This window comes from Enterovibrio gelatinilyticus, from assembly GCF_028683095.1.
GTDB lineage: Bacteria > Pseudomonadota > Gammaproteobacteria > Enterobacterales > Vibrionaceae > Enterovibrio > Enterovibrio gelatinilyticus.
In genome coordinates, this window is sequence record NZ_JAJUBC010000011.1 from 70,226 (window position 1) to 90,581 (window position 20,356).

Annotated in this window: 18 protein-coding genes; 11 read left to right on the forward strand and 7 right to left on the reverse strand. The window is 46.5% G+C overall.

Features of this window, described 5'->3' with window-relative positions:
- Positions 1-30 precede the first annotated feature (30 nt).
- Together LRP50_RS11265 and LRP50_RS11270 are read left to right on the forward strand one after the other, a co-directional pair.
- Positions 31-1,233: a PQQ-dependent sugar dehydrogenase gene (locus LRP50_RS11265; RefSeq protein ID WP_274164563.1), complete on the forward strand. Its 1,203-nt coding sequence runs from the start codon at positions 31-33 to the stop codon at positions 1,231-1,233.
- A 432-nt stretch (positions 1,234-1,665) separates the two neighbouring features.
- The gene (locus LRP50_RS11270) at positions 1,666-2,388 is read left to right on the forward strand and encodes a substrate-binding periplasmic protein (protein WP_274164564.1); all 723 of its coding nucleotides are present in this window, start codon (positions 1,666-1,668) and stop codon (positions 2,386-2,388) included.
- A 133-nt stretch (positions 2,389-2,521) separates the two neighbouring features.
- On the opposite strand, the gene LRP50_RS11275 is transcribed toward LRP50_RS11270, so the two are convergent.
- Positions 2,522-3,829, reverse strand: a complete 1,308-nt coding sequence (locus tag LRP50_RS11275) for a glycoside hydrolase family 18 protein (protein ID WP_274164565.1) — start codon at positions 3,827-3,829, stop codon at positions 2,522-2,524.
- A 347-nt stretch (positions 3,830-4,176) separates the two neighbouring features.
- Between LRP50_RS11275 and LRP50_RS11280 the strand changes: the two genes are divergently transcribed.
- The 3 genes from LRP50_RS11280 to LRP50_RS11290 all read left to right on the forward strand — a co-directional run bounded on the left by LRP50_RS11280 (position 4,177) and on the right by LRP50_RS11290 (position 7,844).
- The gene (locus LRP50_RS11280; protein WP_274164566.1) at positions 4,177-4,680 is read left to right on the forward strand and encodes a hypothetical protein; all 504 of its coding nucleotides are present in this window, start codon (positions 4,177-4,179) and stop codon (positions 4,678-4,680) included.
- Positions 4,681-4,882: 202 nt separating this feature from the next.
- Positions 4,883-5,749, forward strand: coding sequence for a lipase family protein (locus tag LRP50_RS11285; protein WP_274164567.1), 867 nt, complete (start codon positions 4,883-4,885; stop codon positions 5,747-5,749).
- Between the two features lie 418 nt (positions 5,750-6,167).
- Positions 6,168-7,844, forward strand: a complete 1,677-nt coding sequence (locus LRP50_RS11290; protein WP_274164568.1) for a hypothetical protein — start codon at positions 6,168-6,170, stop codon at positions 7,842-7,844.
- A 99-nt stretch (positions 7,845-7,943) separates the two neighbouring features.
- On the opposite strand, the gene LRP50_RS11295 is transcribed toward LRP50_RS11290, so the two are convergent.
- Both LRP50_RS11295 and LRP50_RS11300 read right to left on the reverse strand, forming a co-directional pair.
- Positions 7,944-8,402: a YaiI/YqxD family protein gene (locus LRP50_RS11295; protein WP_274164569.1), complete on the reverse strand. Its 459-nt coding sequence runs from the start codon at positions 8,400-8,402 to the stop codon at positions 7,944-7,946.
- 82 nt (positions 8,403-8,484) lie between these two features.
- The gene (locus tag LRP50_RS11300) at positions 8,485-8,778 is read right to left on the reverse strand and encodes a c-type cytochrome (RefSeq protein WP_274164570.1); all 294 of its coding nucleotides are present in this window, start codon (positions 8,776-8,778) and stop codon (positions 8,485-8,487) included.
- A 412-nt stretch (positions 8,779-9,190) separates the two neighbouring features.
- On the opposite strand from LRP50_RS11300, the gene LRP50_RS11305 reads away from it, so the two are divergent.
- Positions 9,191-11,008 (forward strand): PhoX family protein, encoded by a 1,818-nt coding sequence (locus tag LRP50_RS11305; RefSeq protein WP_274164650.1) that lies wholly within the window; start codon positions 9,191-9,193, stop codon positions 11,006-11,008.
- A gap of 94 nt (positions 11,009-11,102) precedes the next feature.
- On the opposite strand, the gene LRP50_RS11310 is transcribed toward LRP50_RS11305, so the two are convergent.
- Both LRP50_RS11310 and LRP50_RS11315 read right to left on the reverse strand, forming a co-directional pair.
- Positions 11,103-11,564: an Mpo1 family 2-hydroxy fatty acid dioxygenase gene (locus LRP50_RS11310; RefSeq protein WP_274164571.1), complete on the reverse strand. Its 462-nt coding sequence runs from the start codon at positions 11,562-11,564 to the stop codon at positions 11,103-11,105.
- Positions 11,561-12,106, reverse strand: a complete 546-nt coding sequence (locus LRP50_RS11315) for a GNAT family N-acetyltransferase (protein ID WP_274164572.1) — start codon at positions 12,104-12,106, stop codon at positions 11,561-11,563. Before LRP50_RS11315 ends, LRP50_RS11310 begins: the two co-directional genes overlap by 4 nt.
- Positions 12,107-12,863: 757 nt before the next feature.
- On the opposite strand from LRP50_RS11315, the gene katG reads away from it, so the two are divergent.
- The 5 genes from katG (at position 12,864) to LRP50_RS11340 (ending at position 19,376) form a co-directional block, all read left to right on the forward strand.
- Positions 12,864-15,074, forward strand: a complete 2,211-nt coding sequence (gene katG, locus LRP50_RS11320) for a catalase/peroxidase HPI (protein WP_274164573.1) — start codon at positions 12,864-12,866, stop codon at positions 15,072-15,074.
- Positions 15,075-15,410: 336 nt separating this feature from the next.
- Positions 15,411-15,980: an S-(hydroxymethyl)glutathione synthase gene (gene gfa, locus LRP50_RS11325; RefSeq protein WP_274164574.1), complete on the forward strand. Its 570-nt coding sequence runs from the start codon at positions 15,411-15,413 to the stop codon at positions 15,978-15,980.
- A complete protein-coding gene (locus LRP50_RS11330; RefSeq protein ID WP_274164575.1) occupies positions 15,952-16,209 on the forward strand; it encodes a hypothetical protein in 258 nt (85 codons plus the stop codon). The genes gfa and LRP50_RS11330 overlap by 29 nt, the downstream gene beginning before the upstream one ends.
- 96 nt (positions 16,210-16,305) lie before the next feature.
- On the forward strand, positions 16,306-18,945 hold the full coding sequence (locus LRP50_RS11335) for a hypothetical protein (protein WP_274164576.1): 2,640 nt from the start codon (positions 16,306-16,308) through the stop codon (positions 18,943-18,945).
- An 86-nt stretch (positions 18,946-19,031) separates the two neighbouring features.
- Positions 19,032-19,376, forward strand: coding sequence for a DUF1840 domain-containing protein (locus tag LRP50_RS11340; protein ID WP_274164577.1), 345 nt, complete (start codon positions 19,032-19,034; stop codon positions 19,374-19,376).
- A gap of 108 nt (positions 19,377-19,484) precedes the next feature.
- Here the strand turns inward: LRP50_RS11340 and LRP50_RS11345 are convergent, their stop codons facing one another.
- Complete coding sequence (locus LRP50_RS11345; RefSeq protein ID WP_274164578.1) at positions 19,485-19,907, reverse strand: hypothetical protein; 423 nt, start codon at positions 19,905-19,907, stop codon at positions 19,485-19,487.
- A 155-nt stretch (positions 19,908-20,062) separates the two neighbouring features.
- The gene (locus LRP50_RS11350; protein ID WP_274164579.1) at positions 20,063-20,353 is read right to left on the reverse strand and encodes a YciI family protein; all 291 of its coding nucleotides are present in this window, start codon (positions 20,351-20,353) and stop codon (positions 20,063-20,065) included.
- Positions 20,354-20,356 lie beyond the last annotated feature (3 nt).

Genomic DNA, 20,356 nt, shown 5'->3' on the forward strand with positions numbered 1-20,356 from the left:
TTGGCGCGGTTACCTTTAAGGATCATTGTATTGTTTACCATCAATCTTTTTCCTCATCTCCGTCGTATTGTGACTGCACGCGCTGCCTCATTCGCATTTCTGCTTTTCGCTGTTGGCTTGCTGTTGCTCACGCCAGCCCATGGCGAAACCATCAAATCACAGAAACACAGTTTTACGGTCGACACGATAACCACTGGCCTCAACCACCCCTGGTCATTGGTTTTTCTTCCCGATGCTTCCATGCTCATCTCTGAGCGAAATGGTGGGTTGAAACACGTGTCGAAGGATCACGTCGTGACGAGCGTTAAGGGATTGCCAGACAAACTGAATTATTCAGGTCAAGGCGGCTTGCTCGGTTTAGCACTATCTCCAGACTTTAAAACGTCGAGAAAAATCTACCTCGCGTACGCCGAAAAAGGAAATTATCGAAAATCGGGTACGAGCGTTATCAGCGCAACGCTGGACGAAGGCACGAGTTCTAACACTAAAACACTTTCCAACATCACCCAGATATTTCAGCAATATCCAAAAGTTGCGGGTGGTCGTCACTACGGGGGCCGCTTGCTCGCCACTGAGCAGCATCTTTACATTGCGTTGGGCGATCGTGGTAATCGAGATAAAGCACAACAGAATGATACTCACATCGGTACGTTAGTGAGACTTAATCTTGATGGGTCTATTCCCTTCGACAATCCTTTTCTCTCAGACCCTACGTCTAAGCCCGAGATATTCAGCTTCGGTCATCGCAACATACAAGGCATGACCTTAGACAATGATGGCGCGACTCTCTGGACACATGAACATGGCCCTCAGGGCGGCGATGAGCTCAACCTCATGGAGTCTGGTACTAATTATGGCTGGCCTACCATTACTTATGGTGTGAATTATGTAACAGGGTCATCAATCGGTCAGGGGACTGCGGCAGAAGGTATGGCACAACCCGTGGAGTATTGGGTGCCATCCATCGCCCCCTCAGGTTTGGAGATGGTAAGAGGAAATGCTTTTCCAAATTGGCAAGGTGATTTATTGCTTGGTTCGCTGAAGTTTGGTCTGTTAGTACGTGTAGAGATAGATGACGAACAAGGTAAATATGTTGTCGCACAAGAAAAATTATTGGATGGGAAATTTGGTCGTATTCGAGATGTAGCCGAAGGGCCTGATGGTCTCATTTATCTTTTAACGGATTCGTCTGATGGTGCCTTACTCCGCCTCTCACCAACACCAATGAAATAGCGTATTGAATGTCAGTAAGAGCTATTCCAAACGCCAAGTGTAAAGAATTCATTACAAGCATAAATTTTTAATTCTGCCCGAAAATTGGCGTATTTCTGGAAATGAGTCGCCAAAAAATACCTGCAACATAGTCGGTTACATTATAAAAGTGATGTACTGTCCAACCTTTAAATTGTATGTGTTATTTATTGGACAGCGCGATCATCCGTCACTATATTCTTCGCATACCAAGAAAAAACGAAGTCACCTTTGCTTGCTAGTAAAAGACAAAACCCCGCCATGCGGGGTTTTTGTCTTTCTGAATGTTGCCATTTTTAGTCACGACTAACTCTTAATACTGACTATACTTTTCTTATTGTTAAGAATGGGCCGCATATGAAGATTTCTTCTTTCAAATGGCAAAACTGGGGTTTGCTCATTTTAGCGAGCTTGATGTCAACTAATCTTCAGGCCGCTCAAAAAGTCACCTTTACTATCGGTGTCCAACCCTTCCCTGACTACTCGCCCTACTCAAGCTATCAAAATGGTGACTACCAAGGGTTTAATCGTGAGTTACTCGATGCCTTTGCAGAGAAAAACGGATATCACTTTGAGTACCAAGCTTTGCCGCTAAAACGCCTATATCGAAGTCTTCTCTCTGGCAGCATAGACGCGAAATACCCTGACAACCCTAGATGGTCGCAAAATCTAAAAGAAGGTCACGAGGTGGTTTACAGCGAACCTGTTGTGTCATTTGTTGACGGTATCGTTATGTTGGATCAAGATCATAACAACCCAAGAGAAGATCTTCGCAACATCGGAATGATTTCAGGCTTTACGCCTTGGCCTTTCCTTTCGGATATCCAAGCAAAAAAGATCAACGTGTTTGAAGCTGGAGACATGGACGCGCTGATTAAAATGCTTTTAACGAAACGAATAGATGGTATTTACACTAACACCGCGGTTATTCGCCTTAGGCTGCTCAAATATCCCCCCAACGCACCCATTATGTCGTTAAATCGTCACCTTCCCTTTCTCTCCGGCACGCGACATCTATCTAGCACACAACACCCAGAACTTGTGGTTCAGTTCAACCAATTCTTGGTAGACAACACTCACTACATATCCTTACTTAAGGAGAAGTACGGACTGAGCAGTCCAAATGACGTCCCGTGAAAAATGGCCATCACAACAAATGCCTCTAACAGCAATGTGATTCTCACAAAAAAGCCCAGCAACTTTGCTGGGCTTTCTGATTTGGTCGGCTATCTACAATGCCGTGTTAGCACGGACTATATATTGGTATGAATCAGTTCTTCGCGGTTTTGCTTCGAAGCACTTGATGCATCACACCCGTGAGTTCATCATTGGGATCACCAGATAGCTCCCATGTAAACACACCAGCAAGACCTTGCTGTTTCGCCCATTCGGCTTTTGCTTTTACAGAGCGTTGGTCTTCAAAAGAAATGAATACCTTCTTCTCTGAATTCCACAAGAACGGAGCATGGGACTCTTCATCGTAGCCATATTCATAACCTTGGTCTTTGGTGTAATTGGCTTTTAAGTCCCAGTACATAAAGTAGCCCGGCTCACCTGAACCAAAGCTTGCGCCTTTTTCCGAAGCCAAATCAGACGAAGGTAACGTACCATCGAATTCAGACCCTTCCCAACCACGACCATAAAATGCTGCACCTAGAACCAGCTTGTCTTTTGGAATACCGGCTTCAATCATTTGATTGATGAACACATCAGCGCCCATACCCCACCAGCTGCGGTCTGTCGCATGCAAGTTGGTCAAGTGCCCTGTTTGAGGGCCCCAGCCACCCAGGAAGTCATACGTCATCGCAAACATGTTGGTCATCATTGGTGCGACTGCGTTCCAATCGATTTGCGTGGCCTTAGGTCCAACGCCAACAGCCGTTGATAGTTCGTACTCCGAACCCGTTTTATCTGACAATGTGTCCAATTCACCGCGCAACGCCGTTACCAAGGTAGTAAATGCAGCACGCTCTGACGCTTTCGCTTCATCAGACAATTTAGTATCAGGGTTCCAAGGAGAAGTCGTCAAACCACCGCCACCAGGATATTCCCAATCAAGATCTATACCACCAAAGAAATCGTATTCTGCAATTAATTCAACCGCCGTTTTCGCGAAATGTTTAATAGCGGCATCGTCTTTCGCCATCGCATGGAAGGGTTCAGACATTGTCCAGCCACCAAACGAAGGCAGAATGGTCAAATCTGGGTGATCTTTCTTCAATTGTGCGAGTTGTGCAAAATGACCTTTATAAGGAACATTCACGCTCACATCGCCGAAATCGATATCAAAAGCAGACTTCTGATCAACAATGATTGCGGAGTATGGCGCTTTGCCTTCACAGGCTTTGGCAACCTGTTGTTGAACGGTTTCTGATGCGCTTTCATGTGGGCCACACATACTTAAGAAAGCGTAAATAATGTGAGTAAGGTTCTCTGCAGGTATGTCTGCAACCGTGTAAGGATTTTCTGGGTTTGCATACTGCCAATCGGCAAAATATCCACCAACGACGTGATTCTCTGCAAATGCTGGCACTGTCAAACACGCACTTAGCGCAGCCCCTGCTATTATCTTTTTCATACCATCTCCTTGTACGATGCATTTAGTAACCGCCTAATTATTCAACGATTAAATGAAAATAAATGCTGGGTATGTTCAGAACGACGTTTTGGTAGCACGTAAGTTACGAGGTTTGCGAGGGTAACCATTTTTAGAAAGAGAGTGTGCTGAAAGGCCGACATGTTTTTGCATCATTGCGCACGTTTTTCTACGATTTTATAGCGAGTTATGTGTTGGCTTTCTAGCAAAGCGATTCCGTTTTACAGGTGGACAGAGTATGCTCCGTCTATATTGGTTAACATCATCATTTTGTCATTCATTCGCAAGATCGCGCTAAGGCAAAGTATAGAAACAAGGACACCACCATTTTGAGCAATAAACTCATCAGTATCGATTTGTTTTTTGTGATTGAACGGCTTTTACCGGGCAAACGCACTGTTGAGCTATTTCGCAGTAATACCAAGCATTTGCCGATTACAACACTGTCACTCAACCATTGTGATTCGGCTTCAGCCTTACAACTCGCTTTATATAAGTACTGCATCAACTATGCGGCCTTCTCACAAGGCACGCCGCTGGCTGACGAATATTTCATTGATGGAAAAGACGAACAAATTGCCCCAGCAACCACCATTGTCGCATCCTTTATACGTGGTGCTTATTGGTGGGTGGAGCACTATCACGAAACCTATCGTGATGATTGGAGTGAGGATCAAAAAGATCGTTGGTTGAGAGATTTCAAGCTGCTTGTGCAAGCCATCATTGGCATTGGAAACTGCACAAAAGCCGAATGGCTACTTAAGAACCACAGTGCCGTTAAAGCACTCACCTACAACAGCCACATTACCCCATTTCTACAACACTACGATTGATCAAGCATGCCGCTGTCAGCGGCATTACCTTTCACCTTCCCCGTGTTCTCCGAGACCTTCTTCAGGCCCTCTTTTCTTCATTCATTGCTCATACAGTTATTCATGCCGCCTTGGTGTTATCGCTTACGAAATCACTGTCGTCGTATCGTCATTTTCAGTGGCTACACTGCCAATGGGCAAATAAATGAAACACGAGTAGGCATTGTATACAAAGGTAGAAAAACTCAAGCGTTATCAATATGAGCGTTACGCCATTCTTTGTCGTGATGCTTACCCTGTGCAATTTGACCACCGCCAATACGGTTTTTCTGAACATGGCAGGCGAGATATCCGCAACCGATGGGGAAAAACCATTATTCGCGTGCTTTGGAAGGAAGACGGGGACGTAGTGGTCGTGTTTAAAGGGTCACATAGTCTATGGGATTGGGCCCTTAATCTTGCTGTTTTTCCGAGCCGAGTCGACGCCCCTTATTATGCCGGTCATGTCCATTGGGGGTTTCAATTTCTATTAAAGCAACCTAGTCGCGCTATACCCCAAAATAGAAAAAGACACGCTTCTAACCTTACAACCGCCCAGCAGGCAGACATCATTCATTCCATTGAAAATAGCCAGGTTGATGGCGTCTCTGTGATTGAAAAGCTCGAGTCGTGTATATTGCCATTAATTGAACGAGGAAAGAGATTGTCATTCACGGGACATTCATCTGGCGGAAGCATGGCGGTTATTGCCGCTGAAATTATTGAGCAAAAGTATCCGAATACCGTAAAGCGCGTTGTGACATTTGGTCAACCCGCAACAGGGTATTGGACATTCAAAGACAAGTACCGCTTAAAATCAAAAACATACCGAATATGTTGCGACGTAGATATTGTCACCTTCCTGCCCGGACTTCCTTTTCTATTTTGGCACGTTGGAGAACTATTATGGCTCCACAATGATCGCATCCATCACAATATGCCTTCGATCGTTCGCATCATTCGTGTACTCGTTAGCTGGTTATTGCGACCGATTGCGTATCATTTTATGGACAAATACATTCGGCGTAAGGACTATTTTGATAAGCACTAACAGAGAGACAAACAACTCACATTAGAGACGAACAACTTAGCCATCCAGCCAGTCTCCAGTCAAAAATGCAGACATGCCTTTGAAAACATATGCTCTTTGCGCATTACATGACGAAAACATAATCTACTACTTTTCACATCCTGATGCTGACAAAAGAACGAGTCTCACGCTCCAAACCCCTACGTCCTTCTTCATGCTTATTCCCCAAAAGTTCCATGGGCTACTCCTTAAAAGTCATCAAAAAACCATACGTCTCTATATTGAGACAACAAAGTTATCCACTTTTCAATAGTCTCCAATTATCGCTACGTATCGTCAGCTAAGGCACATTGGGCAAGGACATGCCTTAAACGATATGTTTGTACCGGATACAACACTGGAACCGGGCCACTCTTTACATGGATGACAGGTAATCGTGATGAAGAAGACACTGCTTACAACCGCAATTCTTGCTGGGGCAATGACCTCTGCTCAAGCCTTCGCAAATTGCGCAGGTAATGTTTATTCAATGAATGCAGGGCGCGGCCACGTTGGGTTGCTGATGGACATTCAAGAAGCAAAACAAATGTCTTCTAAATACTATGCTGATGCCGTTGACCGCGAAGAGTATCATTCACGTGCCTTATTCAGTGCGTCAAGCATGTCCTATGATCGCATTTCAGATCGCCTGTATTATGCAAGTGCCCCACAACCCACCTCTTACTATGTTCAAGGGCCAGAAGCAGATGTCAGCGCTGACGAGTTTAAAAGCCTAGATTTACACGCTAACAAAAATAAAGCGTATCAACTCGCCTACATGGATCCAGCCACGGGTAACCACGTTGCTGGCCCTGTAACGAAAAAACAAATTCTTCGTATGGCCTTTGATCCTGACAGCGGTGAGCTGTATGCCTCTGACTCTAGAACAATTTTCAAAATCGACCCGCTCACAGGTGATTCCACTCACCTTGCAGATTTCTCTAGCGATCTAAAATCTGGTGGGTATACCAGCTGGGGGGATTTTGTTTTCCAAGATGGGGAGCTGTTGTTTGTCACGAATGGGCGCACCTTCGCCGTCAACACAACAACAGGTGCACTGACCTTTAAGGCATTCCACTTTATCGACTTTGTAACAACCGCAACGTTGGATCAAAATGGTCAAATCCTCTTAGCCGCAAAAAACCAAAACGTTTCCGGCAATGTGAACAGTAACCATCTCTACCGCTTAAAAGCATCAACGGGTGAGAAAAAGAAAGTCGGGTTGTTCCCTAGCCGCATCAGTGCGATGGGGACAGTGACATCTGAAGATCATACATGTTACGAGGAAACCTTATTTCCAAGTGATTTGAAGCCTGAGGTTTCAGGTATCACATTGGCATCTAGCTCTGTGAACGAAGGCTCAACAGCCTACTTCACTGTCAACTTTGACAAAGCCACAGGCGATGCCACAACCAAACTCAGTGTCGCACTGAAAAACGGATCCGCCGTACTAAACAGCGATTATCGTAATACGGTTGCCTTGCTATTCTCTGATGGCTCAACCGGTTCTGCGACAATTTCTTCTACATTGACCGAGATCAGCTTACCTCAGGGTGTAGACTCAGTGCGTATTGGCGTGCCAACCGTTAACGATTCTACACATGAGAACAGCGAGTACTTTACGTTGAATGCTTGGGTGGCTTCAGACAAGAGCGATTTGAGTGCTGCTAATGTCACTATCGTGGACAATGACCCTGATGTACACACACTCTTGACGAACGCTGCAAATAACAGCGGCGTTGCTTGGCACGGTAGCCGTGGCGGAAATTGGTTTACAAAAGACCAGTGGATTCGTGGCGTACATGCCAATATCAGCGGCACCATTCCACCGGGCACCACGCTTGAGTTTTACCAAACTGGCTCACACCTTCGCAGTATCTCCATCAGCAGTGGTGGTAAATACTACGAACAACATGGAAATCATGAGCGTTATTACTACGCAGGTGATATTGCTTGGGCACGACTCAAAGGCCCTAATGGTCAATACTACAACGTTAGAACAGGTCACCGTGCTCAGTTACATTGGAACAAAAACGTTACCTGTACTAATGGCTGTTGGAGCAAGATCTTTAACTAATTCGACCATTGGATGAATTGACGTTAAACAACCGACACAAAAAAGGAGCGATTCGTCGCTCCTTTTTTCGATAAGCCGTAAGCTATGATCAGCCGTAAACTATTTGGCTGCTTTGCTTCTCTGTAAGAACTTATCTAACTCATTCGCAAACATTTGCCTGTCTTGCTGGCTCATTGTCGCAGGGCCACCGGTTTGAATACCGCTTGAGCGCAGCGTGTCCATAAAGTCACGCATGTTCAATCGCTGGCGAATATTCTCCTTCGTATACAGTTCACCTCTTGGGTTCAATGCCACGGCAGCTTTATCTATCACTTCAGATGCCAAAGGAATATCCGCTGTGATCACCAAATCGCCACGCTCTACGCGCTGGACGATTTCGTTGTCTGCAACGTCGAAGCCTTTCTCCACCTGAATACTACGAATAAACCGAGAAGGCGGTGTACGCAATGACTGATTAGCCACCAGCACTAATTCGGTTTGAGTACGTTCTGCTGCACGATATAACACTTCTTTGATCACCGTCGGGCAGGCGTCAGCATCAACCCAGATTATTGCCATGATTGTTTCCTTTGGAAGACGTTTGGATGGCACATTACCAGCGGCAACGTTAAGCCGCAAATATTCAATGTGATTGGGCCTTCTAACGCGATTGTTCAGCGTAATAGGTAGCAATATCCGCCATATCTTGCGTATTCAGCACTGACATCTGCTGCTTCATCAATCGACCCATTGCACCGTCACGGTTGCCCTCTTTATACGCCATCATGGCGTCAAAAAGATATTCTGCGTTTTGGCCATTCATATTAGGGTAATCGTCACGCGGGCTGATTCCCGTCGCGCCATGACAAAACTGACAGGTGTAGGCTTTTTGCATCCCAAGCTCTGAATTTCCTTCAGGCATATTTGCCGCTGCAGGGCTCGAAACTACTGCCATAAATAAAAGGCTGCCCAAAAGATTGTTCAATGGTTCGTCTCCAAAATGTTTCACGCTTGCCCAGTTTTTTGCGCCACACTTGAGTGTGTACAGGCGAGAAAGATGCATGTTTTTACAATGATTTATGCATCATATTGTACAGGGACGAACGGCATATAAAAATGCAATTTACTGCATTTGAACTTTCTCCATTCCCTTAATGCCAATCAAGTATTCGTAAAATGACATCTTATGTTCATTCGCAAGTCACGAATACTTAACACTTCCTACGCAAACTTCGCAGCCTAAACCAAACGTTTTCATTCCCGTCAAACTACACGTAAAGGAAGTTATCGTGAGCGAATATAACCAACATAACGATCAACGTGAACTGGACGCAGAGCCAGCCTTCAACCGTTTTATTGATGCAGCGATGAATCGCCGCAATTTCCTTCGTGCAACAGGGGCTGCGGGCTCTGTTGCCTTCTTCGCGGCCAGCCCGGTTGCACAGGCCGTGGCAGGCTCTATGGACAAAAGCACGCTAATGGGTTTCAAAGCTATTCCCGCCTCCACCGCAGATACGGTTGTCGTGCCTGAAGGCTATGTGGCTGAACGCCTCATTTCTTGGGGTGACCCATTGTTCGTGAACTCACCAGCTTTCAGTCAGTCCAATGACTCAAAAGCGCAGGAAATGCAGTATGGCGACAACACTGACGGCATGACCTTTTTTCCTATCTCAGAGACTCGCGGTGTGCTAGTTGCCAACAACGAATACACCAACAATGAATATCTCTATACCCACCAAGGTAAAAACATTTCCGCAGATGATGTGCGCAAATCTCAAGCTGCGCATGCGGTCTCCATTGTTGAGTTAGTGAAGAAAGACGGTGAATGGCAAGTTAACCTTGATGGTCGACTAAACCGTAAGCTCACCGCCTACACCCCAATGGAAATGACAGGGCCAGCAGCAGGTCATGATTTGTTAAAAACCAAAGCCGACCCAACAGGAACCAAAATACTGGGGACATACAACAACTGTGCAAACGGACAAACCCCATGGGGAACCTACCTTGCCTGTGAAGAAAACTTCAATGGTTACTTCGCGGCCTCTGAAGAGGTCGAACTCGGGAAGACGTACAAGCGCTATGGGGTGCGAGACAAAGATTGGGGTTACGATTGGTGGAAACATGATGAGCGTTTTGACGTAGCCAAAAACCCCAATGAACCACACCGCTTTGGTTGGGTGGTAGAAATCGACCCGATGGATCCTAACTCGACACCGAAGAAACGTTCGGCATTGGGCCGTTTTAAGCACGAGAATGCAGCAATGGCCATTAACGATGACGGTCATGTTGTCGTCTATCTCGGCGATGATGAACGCGGCGAGCACTTGTATAAGTTCGTATCGAAGAACAAATACAAACCAGGCACTCACGCATCCAATCGAGATTTACTCGAAGAGGGTACGCTATATGTGGCTAAATTGGATGGAAAAGAAGGCGAACTCAAAGGCAACGGTGAATGGCTAGAGCTTACTTTTGGTAAGAATGGACTCACACCAGAAAATGGATTTAACAGCCAAGCGGAAGTGATGATCTTTGCCCGTGAAGCAGCGACACACGTTGGTGCAACAACAATGGATCGTCCTGAGTGGGTGGCTGTTCATCCTGATAACAAGCACGTTTTCTGTACGCTCACGAATAACAAATATCGTGGGGTCAGGGAAAATCAGCCAGTGAATGTCGCTAACCCACGTGAAAAAAATCCTTATGGACATATCATTCGTTGGGAACCGAAAGGCGGCGACCACACAGCGACTGATTTCGAATGGGATCTGTTTGTAGTGGCTGGTAACCCAGAAGTGCACGAAGGCTTAATGGCGGGTACATCGAACATCAACAAAGACAACATGTTCAATAGCCCTGATGGCCTTGGATTTGATACTGCAGGCCGCATGTGGATATTAACCGACGGTAAATACTCCAATAAGGACAATTTTGCTGGCATGGGCAATAACCAAATGCTCTGTGCTGACCCTACAACGGGCGAGATTCGCCGATTCCTAACCGGTCCAATTGCTTGCGAAATCACGGGGCTCACCTTCTCCCCTGATGGAAAAACCATGTTCGTGGGTGTTCAACACCCAGGTGAGAATCTTGCACCTTCTCACTTCCCTGATGGCGGTGACTCAGTGCCTCGCTCTACGGTCATGCGAATCACACGGAAAGATGGCGGCGTGATTGGCGCGTAACACATCACTAGCGACTCATGATTAAATGATAAAAACCAGCCTGATGGCTGGTTTTTTGTTCTTCGGCAGATCTCGAGTCAATATGTCAGCCGCATTAGTCTTGCTGATGGGGAGTAAGCGGCACATAGAAGTGAAATACCCAAGCGGGACCGATTAACAAGAACTGCACATCTTTCAGAAAAGAAGGCTTCTTCCCCTCAATGTGGTGACCCACAAACTGCAATATCCACAGAGCAACAAACAGCACTAAGGATAAATTGATTATGCTGATATTCGCCGCATCAAGCTGAACCAACGCCAGAGTACAAAATGCCGAAAACGACGCCATGGCAATCAATGCTTTAATAGATAACCGTGCATAGAATCCCAAGACAAATGCCAACACGAGAAAGTAAGGGGCGACTTGAAACCCAGCAACAGAAAACGATGGCAGTAGCCAGAAAAATCCTGCGACAGAGAAGAAGATCCCCGGTACCGCCACCTTGTGAATTTTCTGGTTGGTAGGGTGTTGATGACTCTCACCATACTCATCAAACCATTCTTCCAGTGACTTCATGCTTGTTCCTCTTGTCCGGATCTCAGTCCGTAAATCGCATGATCAACAATGCGTCCGTTAAGATCCTCGGCATTCGTTATCACTCCTTCTAACCGAAACCCTAGGCGTTCACATAACCGACGGCTAGGTTGATTACCTGTCGCTGCGGCGATCTGGACTTTTTCTATCCCCATTTCATCAAAAGCAAGTTGAACCAATGCCAAGACACAGCGGGAAGCAATGCCTTTACCTTGGTATTCGTTACTTAACCAGTATCCAATCTCTACTTTTTTCAGCGAGCGAGAAATACTGTTGAAACTGACATTACCCACGACATTGCCTTGGTAAATCATGGCGCATGTTAGGGATTTTCCCTCGGCATAACCATGAAGCGCACCTTTTATGAATTGCTCAAAAAAGGCCTCACCATTTGCGTGTGGAGGCCAAGCCAACCATTCAGAAAGGTACTCGCGCTCACCACAAACAATACGATAGTAATCTTTCGCGTAAGAGTGCTGAACCAGGGAAAGGGACAACTCATCATCCAATGATAACGTAAACATCAAGTTCTCCTTCTCGTTGTTTTCACTCTCTAATCTAACAACAATGAGTGTCAGTGCATACCCAAACACCCTGAATACGCATGTCAGTAGGCGTATCTTGACATAAGGGTATCTGGACATAGGGGTATGGCTACAAAAACATAGCTACAAGTCCAAAATTAGTTATATCACCCTACTCATTCCAAATATGAAACGTAATCTCAAAAAATAGAAAGATAAATTTATTTCATATTTACCAATCACACAAAATACAAATTTAAAATCATCTAAAAAATTAGAAAACATCAACAAATAAACAAATCAACGGGATTGAAGGAAAAATAAAATCAGGAATATTAATAAGTTAATACAGCCAATAAAAAAGTCACACGCATATTATTTATTTTTTCAATCGAAGCCATCGAAATAATTCCTTTTATATATTTTCAATTTTCCTCCTACAATCACCCCAGTGAGTGCTTTTTTGGACATTTCGCGGCATGCAATCTGGCATGACAAATGTGTGGGATTCGACTTAATCATTGATAAACAGCCAGTTGACACTTAATAAAGTCTTCACCATGGTTCGAGTTCAACAGAAATCGCTTCATCCCCTCAGATGTAGTGAATACAAATTAAGACACATTCTTACATTGGAACCTGAGGCAGGAAAATTAAATAACATCAACCCTTTCATGAACACACGAAGAAACATGAGAGTTTAATTCAATCACTCACCAATTCTCATAACACACGCAAGAATATAAAGGAGATAAATATGTTCAAGCGCACGTTACTTTCAATAACATTAACAAGCCTGCTTGTGACGGCTCCCGCTTTTTCTCAAGGAGAGCCAAAATCAAATCAATTCTGGTGGCCAGATCAACTCAACCTAGCGCCACTCCGTGACCACGACAATTCCTCCAACCCCTATGGTGAAAGCTTCGATTACGCCACTGCATTCGAAGCCCTTGACCTCAACCAAGTCAAAAAGGACATTGCCACTGTTCTCACCACCTCGCAAGATTGGTGGCCTGCGGACTATGGCCACTACGGACCTTTTTTCATTCGCATGGCATGGCATGCGGCAGGCACCTATCGCGTGAACGATGGGAGAGGCGGTGCTGGCGGTGGTCAACAGCGTTTTGACCCACTCAACAGCTGGCCGGACAACGGTAACTTAGACAAAGCTAGGCGTCTGCTATGGCCCGTTAAGCAAAAATACGGTGCCAGCTTGTCTTGGGCTGATCTCATGGCATTAACAGGCAATGTATCTCTTGAGGCCATGGGCTTTAAAACCTTTGGTTTTGCCGGAGGTCGTGAAGACGACTGGGAGCCAGACCTCGTGTATTGGGGACCAGAAGAGGAAATGCTTGCTGACGAGCGGCGAGACGAAAAAGGCAAGCTAAAAGAAGGGTTAGCTGCCGTGCAAATGGGGCTGATATATGTGAACCCAGAAGGCCCAGGCGGTGTCCCCGACCCACTCGCTGCAGCCAAAGATATTCGCCATTCGTTTGGTCGAATGGCCATGAACGACGAGGAGATCGTTGCACTTATTGCAGGCGGTCATACATTCGGTAAAGCACATGGTGCTCACAAACCCGAAGAGTGCGTAGGCCCTGCTCCCGCAGGCGCTGCCGTTGAAGAACAAGGCTTCGGCTGGAAAAACAAATGTGGCACAGGAAAAGGCGGTGATACCGTCACGAGTGGTCTTGAAGGCGCGTGGACAGTAACCCCAACACAATGGACGACTAATTATCTCGATAACCTTTTCAACTTCAACTGGGTGTTAACGGAAAGCCCTGCTGGTGCAAAACAATGGATCCCGGATTCAAAAGCGGCAGCGCAATTGGTGCCAGATGCGCACGACCCTCGTAAGCGCCACGCTCCAATCATGTTTACGACGGATATTGCCATCAAAGAAGACCCTCAGTTCCGTGCCATCGCAGAACGTTTCCGTGAAGACCCTGCGCAATTTGAACTGGCCTTTGCCAAAGCATGGTTCAAGCTAAATCACCGTGATCTTGGCCCTCGCGCCCGCTACATCGGTGCTGAAATTCCAGAAGAGATTCTTGTGTGGCAAGACCCTATCCCAGCCGTTGATCACCCTCTGATCACCGAACAACAAGCCAATGCCATTAAAGCCAGTATTCTTGCTTCCGGCCTCACTGTTCCTGAGCTTGTAAGAACTGCATGGGCTGCTGCAGCCAGTTACCGAGGTACAGATATGCGTGGTGGCGCGAACGGTGCTCGTCTTGCACTGGCTCCTCAAAAAGACTGGCCCGTGAATGATCCTAAAGAGACAAAGAAAGTCCTAAACACGCTTACAAACATTCAGGAGAAATTCAACAAAGACGCTGGTGATACCCAAGTCTCTCTTGCCGATGTCATTGTGCTAGGCGGTGATGCGGCGATTGAAAAAGCAGCGAAAGACGCAGGTTACCCGACTGACGTACCATTTACGCCTGGGCGAATGGATGCCACACAAGCCATGACTGATGTCGAGTCTTTTGCTGTGCTCGAACCGACCGCTGATGGTTTCCGCAACTACTATGACGGCACTAAGAACTATCGCTCCCCTGCAGAAATGCTGGTAGAACGTGCAGACTTGCTGACACTAACCGTACCAGAAATGACGGTACTGGTGGGCGGCATGCGAGCCTTAGATGCCAACAGCAACGGATCTGACAATGGCGTGTTTACCAACAAACCAGGCACACTCAACAATGACTTCTTCATCAATCTGTTAGATATGTCCACCAAGTGGTCACCTTCTGCAGACCAAGAAGGTATCTATGTTGGGCATGACCGTACCTCTGGCGACCAAAAATGGACCGCAACCCCCGTTGATCTGATTTTTGGTTCAAACGCCGAGTTACGTTCTATTGCCGAAGTGTATGCCTCAGACAACGCGCAACAAAAATTTGTTGATGATTTTGTTGTGGCATGGACCAAAGTGATGAATAACGATCGATTCGACGTAAATTGAGTACTCCTTCACAAAAAATATTACATTCGAGATGATCTTGTCACTTTATAAGCACCGCTAAGCGGTGCTTTTTTCACTCCTCATTTTATGATGCGGCGGAACAACACCCACTCCAACAAACAGTTACCTTTAAGATATAGATAGGCTACAGATGCTCTGCTTAATTTCACAACACTGTTTTGCAGAAGTACCCGTACCCACACCATAACTCTGGGATTAGGATTAAATGGAAACTCGATGTGCAGCATTAAGCATGTGCGTTGAGTCCATGCATTTCAACATTGAGGTCACACAATGTGGAAAGGAATTCGAAGTCTCATTGCTAAGGTGTTCCCTATGACAATCTCAATCCATCCCGCTGTTAACAACGGCGTTCAACACATCGACGTTGACGGATTTGCCGGCGGAAAACTCACGTGCAAATGCGCATCAGATCCTGTCGTCGTTAATGTTTCCGCACAAACCGCATTTAACCATGTCTGCGGTTGTTCAAAGTGCTGGAAACCTGAAAACGCGCTTTTCTCACAGATTGCCGTCGTCTCAAAAGACAGCGTCGCGATCGAGCAAGGAGCGGACAAGCTGCACATCATTGATACCAACGCTGCCATTCAACGCCATGCATGCCAAGACTGTGGCGTCCACATGGTTGGGCGAATTGAAGATAGTAATCATCCATTTTATGGTCTGGATTTTGTCCATACCGAACTATCAAATGAGCAAGGTTGGTCAGCACCAGAATTTGCCGCATTTGTTTCCTCAATCATTGAAGCTGGTACGCCCCCAGAGCAAATGCCAGCCATTCGTGACCGACTAAAAGAACTTGGCCTCGAGCCTTATGATTGCTTGTCGCCAGCTCTGATGGATATCATTGCAAATCATGTGGCTACGCAACGAGCTGGCGGGTAACAAAGCGCGATTTCCTGACTCAGGAATGACAAATAAATCAGACAGTGCAGACATTTATAATGCACTGTCTGATTTCAATGATTTAATCAAAACATACCCAATCAACCTCAAGATGCAGAGTTCAGGTTGTTTGGGTATATTAGCGCTAACCCCACACTCTTATGAGTCCGGCTTTTCACTAACGCCCAACATTACAAAGAAAAAATACAAAGCCTCACACATACTCTGATTGCCTGATAGGTTTATTGTCACGATTATCAGACAACAAACAACCAATCACTAATGTACAGTTTCTTTGGCATTTCTTTTAAAAGGCAAAGGGACAATGTTCAATTTATTCAAGCAACAAGGTGTTTGGCGAACGCTGATGACGCCCGTCCGCGCCACAGTCACTCTCATAGAACGAATTATTGTTTTCCTCACCGGCTGGATCCGTAGCATTCTAGAAACAGGGGAAATCACCTTCAACCTCGAATCCATCGGTCTTTCAGAGGCTGAAGCTCGCAATAAATGGCGCGATGATCGTGCTGGCGTTATCGCTATGGCTCGGCGAAACCAGATCAAAATTGAACAGGGGCTCCGCCTGCGTGACCTCAATGGTGATTTAGTCCCTCCCTCCAAAGAGCGTTATGATTTTCACGTTGTCATGGGCAAAGGCTATTTTCCTATTGTCGGGAATTTGCTTATTCCCGCCGGCGCAGGAACCTTTCAAGGGCAAGGTTGTTTTGTCAGACGTAAGGCGCTTTTTTCTGCCGTTAAGAGTGTGACCACTCACCCAACCGCACTGTGTCCGATTGGCGGCACTGACAACGACGGACTCCTGACTCAATGCGGATCAAGCCGAATATTTGATTTTGCCGTTAGCGGATGTTTGAAAGATCCAGGAGACGGAGGGAACGGTATTGTCTTGGGCCACACTCCTCCAGAACCAGACATTGCAAAATCAGCACCACCGACATCGCCACAGTATTGGGCGGGTCAGCCCAATAGAACACCACAAAAACGATTTGGCGAACCGCAAGTTTGGTCCGGCTTAACCTCATTTAGACTCAAAAACAGCGCTGGTGACACCGAAATCACCGTTCCAGCTCGAGGCTCTTACAGCACGTCAAAAGACGTATTACTTGATGACACAGTTGATATTCCGTTGGTGAGATGGGTACGCGCATTCTCCGCAGACGGGAAAGAAATCGCACGCTATGCCAACGTGGGAAACACGCTTGCAGGCAAGCCTGTAGGTATCAGTGCCGATGACCGACAAACGACCAGTAACCCCCGTCCACAAGGCGAGACGCGGGTGTACCACAAACCCATTAAACCGTCAGATCAAACAACCACTGTTATTGTTCCAGACGGCCTTCCTTCGGCAACCAAAACCGTTGAAGTCTCTTTCTATCACTATATTTCCCATTACACAGTGTTGTCGCAAATGACACCGTATCTTCCTGGTAACTATTACACCGTTGCACGGGCATCCTACAATGCCTTCGCCAATATTGTGGTAGAACACATGCCTTGGAATGGATTTGTTGGTGTAGATGGCGCTTACAACACACTCATCAACATGATGGCACGTTCGAATGGCCTTGATGGCTGGTTCTTTCCTGGTGGTTACGAAGATTACATGCACAACAGCTTTATAGGTTGCGCAGGCGTCAACAATGTAGGGTGGGCCTTGTTTATGTCGGAGGCGCAGCAAGGAAGCAGAAACCCAGCTGACGCCAATCGTTGGCCAAATCCACAAGGACAGTTAGAAGTTCATCGCAAAATCACCTATATCGCCTCTTCAAACGATCTCGCTAACTTCGATGGTTACGGGAATCGAAATGGTGCCCTGTACATGGGCGCAAATTCAAATTCCATGCAAACGGGAAGCATGGAACATCACTTTGATTCGAACAATATTGACCCATTTGGTAATTCATCAACAAAAGACGAAGCAGATTGGAACCCGATGCGATGGACCAGTCTCGTGGTATTCACCGCGGAATCACGACGAAACGCCATTGTTATTACCAGCACACCGACAGATTCGCGACGGGTCACCTACTGCAAGACGCGACTCACACAAGAGTCCCCCTCTTCAAGTAATCCCGACAGCAACATTTACAGTGGATTAACAGGCAACCACTACTGTCACCCACGTCCTGACGACTTTGGCTCCTTGCTCGAAGTACGCCCACCGTCCATTGCGCACTTGCACCTCACCCCCTATGACGAGAATGAACGCGTAGCAGGCGACCTTCCTGCACAACGTGGTGGCGTTGGAGAACTACAGGCATTATTTTCAGGTACTCGAACCGTATTGTTCCGTCCTTGGATATACGACATCACCCCACTCAAAAACCAACTTCCTTATGGTTGGAAAGTGGTGTTTTCCGCCAAAGATAAAACGCTGCCCGGCGCCGGGAAAGATGTCGCATTGTCAGCAGACTCCATTGGTATCGCAGGGCAACACCAACTTAATACTCTCTACTTTGGCACGCATACCCACAATTTCAAAGGGCGCACCATTGAATCTGGCCGTGTGTATACCGTGTCTGCAGATATTTCGTTTCTTAGCGATCGCTTTGACGACATCAATATGAACTTGCTGAGTGTGTCCGCTAACTACCTATTTGATGAGGTCAAAAAAACCTCGGGCACCCCTGCAGAAAAACTGCCAGTGACGCTGCTGGTGATGCCAGCGCGGATTCGGCTTTGGGAAAACGCCAAAGGCGCGAAAAAATTCTATGTGGAGATCCCACTACTGAATACTGACAGCAGAGACGTTTCCTTTCCCGACAACGTTAACCACATGCAATATTTTAAAATTAAGGTCGAAACCGCCTCGGTCGATACATCGCTTAATCGAGATGCTGATCAAGATGCTGATCAAGATGCCCAGCAAGACATCATGCAAGAAGATGGTGACATTCTATTGAAAGATGCGAGTGTTACTCAAAGTCGAGATGCCTCAAGCTGATACGATGACATAGGGTTAAGAAGTCGCGCCACTTAGGACTTGGTGCGACTTCGTCTTCTTTCCATGCATACAACAGGATGACACGTATGTTGATCAGATTTAGCTGCAAGGCTTACGCCGATATCACCATGTTTGGTGAAGTTGGCTTACAGATGTTGAAAATGATGGGACACAGCGAAACCGTGCCCGGCGCAATTTTAGCCGAAGATGTTCCTGCTGCTCTGGGTAACCTTTTCGACGCCATTGAAACGGAAAAAACCAAATCGGCGGCAGCGCCTACCAGCAGCGATGAAGACGAAGAAGACAGCTTCATCGAATCTCCCGTTAGTATCGGCCATCGCGCAATCCCGTTAATAGAATTGCTCACCGCTGCGGCGAATGATAAATGCGATGTCATGTGGCAGGATGCGACAAACAGTACGTTTCTTTAGTCGCCGATGCCTCATCGCTAGAGTGTGTGAATAGAATAAAAAGCACCGATGGTTTGGTCATCCGTGCTTTTTTTGTTTGTCTCTAATTGGTGGTCTTAGCGAGCCTTACTACGCCCACTTCACCGACTCAGGCAGCGTCTGCTCTAATCCATACAAGTGACGAATCAACTGCGCTTCATGGGTGGTTTCATGTTCCAACAAATACATGAGTAAACTTTCTCGTTCCGGCGTCCATTCACCAACTTGTGATAACGCACTTTCAAACGCTGCTTCCGAAGACACCAATGCTGCTTGCACATCACCCCAATTTTCGGTGGATGATAACGAACAGGTAAATCCCGCCCAATCCCCCACTGACAATGCGTTTGCATAACTTTCGCGTGCGCCGACAATACACCACATATGCTCACCCACCGTCTTGTTTTTCGACACCTCAAGGTGCGAGTTAAACAATGCAGGGTCGAGTGTTTCTACAATGTCATTAAGTGATTGAAAGCGCTCTCGAAGATGTTGCAAAACCATGTCTCTCATTGTCTTTCCTTGAGGTCAACTAACCAAAACCACCACCAATCATAAAGGCTGAATCGCCAGATAGAACAAGAATATTACGAGAGTGCACCGGACTTCGACGAAACTCTCACCTCAATTCCGTCACCGGTGTACACGGTCGCCCTTGTGCATTCCCGCTAGATGGTCACAGGTTCGTCAAATGCTTTGCCCCACAGTTTTAGCGTATAACGTCTATATGCAGGTACGTAGTAAGGGTCGCTTTCAATGATAGCCTTAGCACGATCAAAGCTCTCGACTTCCATGATCCAGAGACCACCGACGAACACGCCTCCCTCTTCATCTTTCAAACCGCCACCCACCAAGATTTCCGATTGGTTAGCTTTCAGAAAATCCAGATGGGCTTGCCCATGCTGCTTACGGTGCGCAAGCATCTCGGGTGTATCGGTGAATACTGCGACAATTCTCATGCA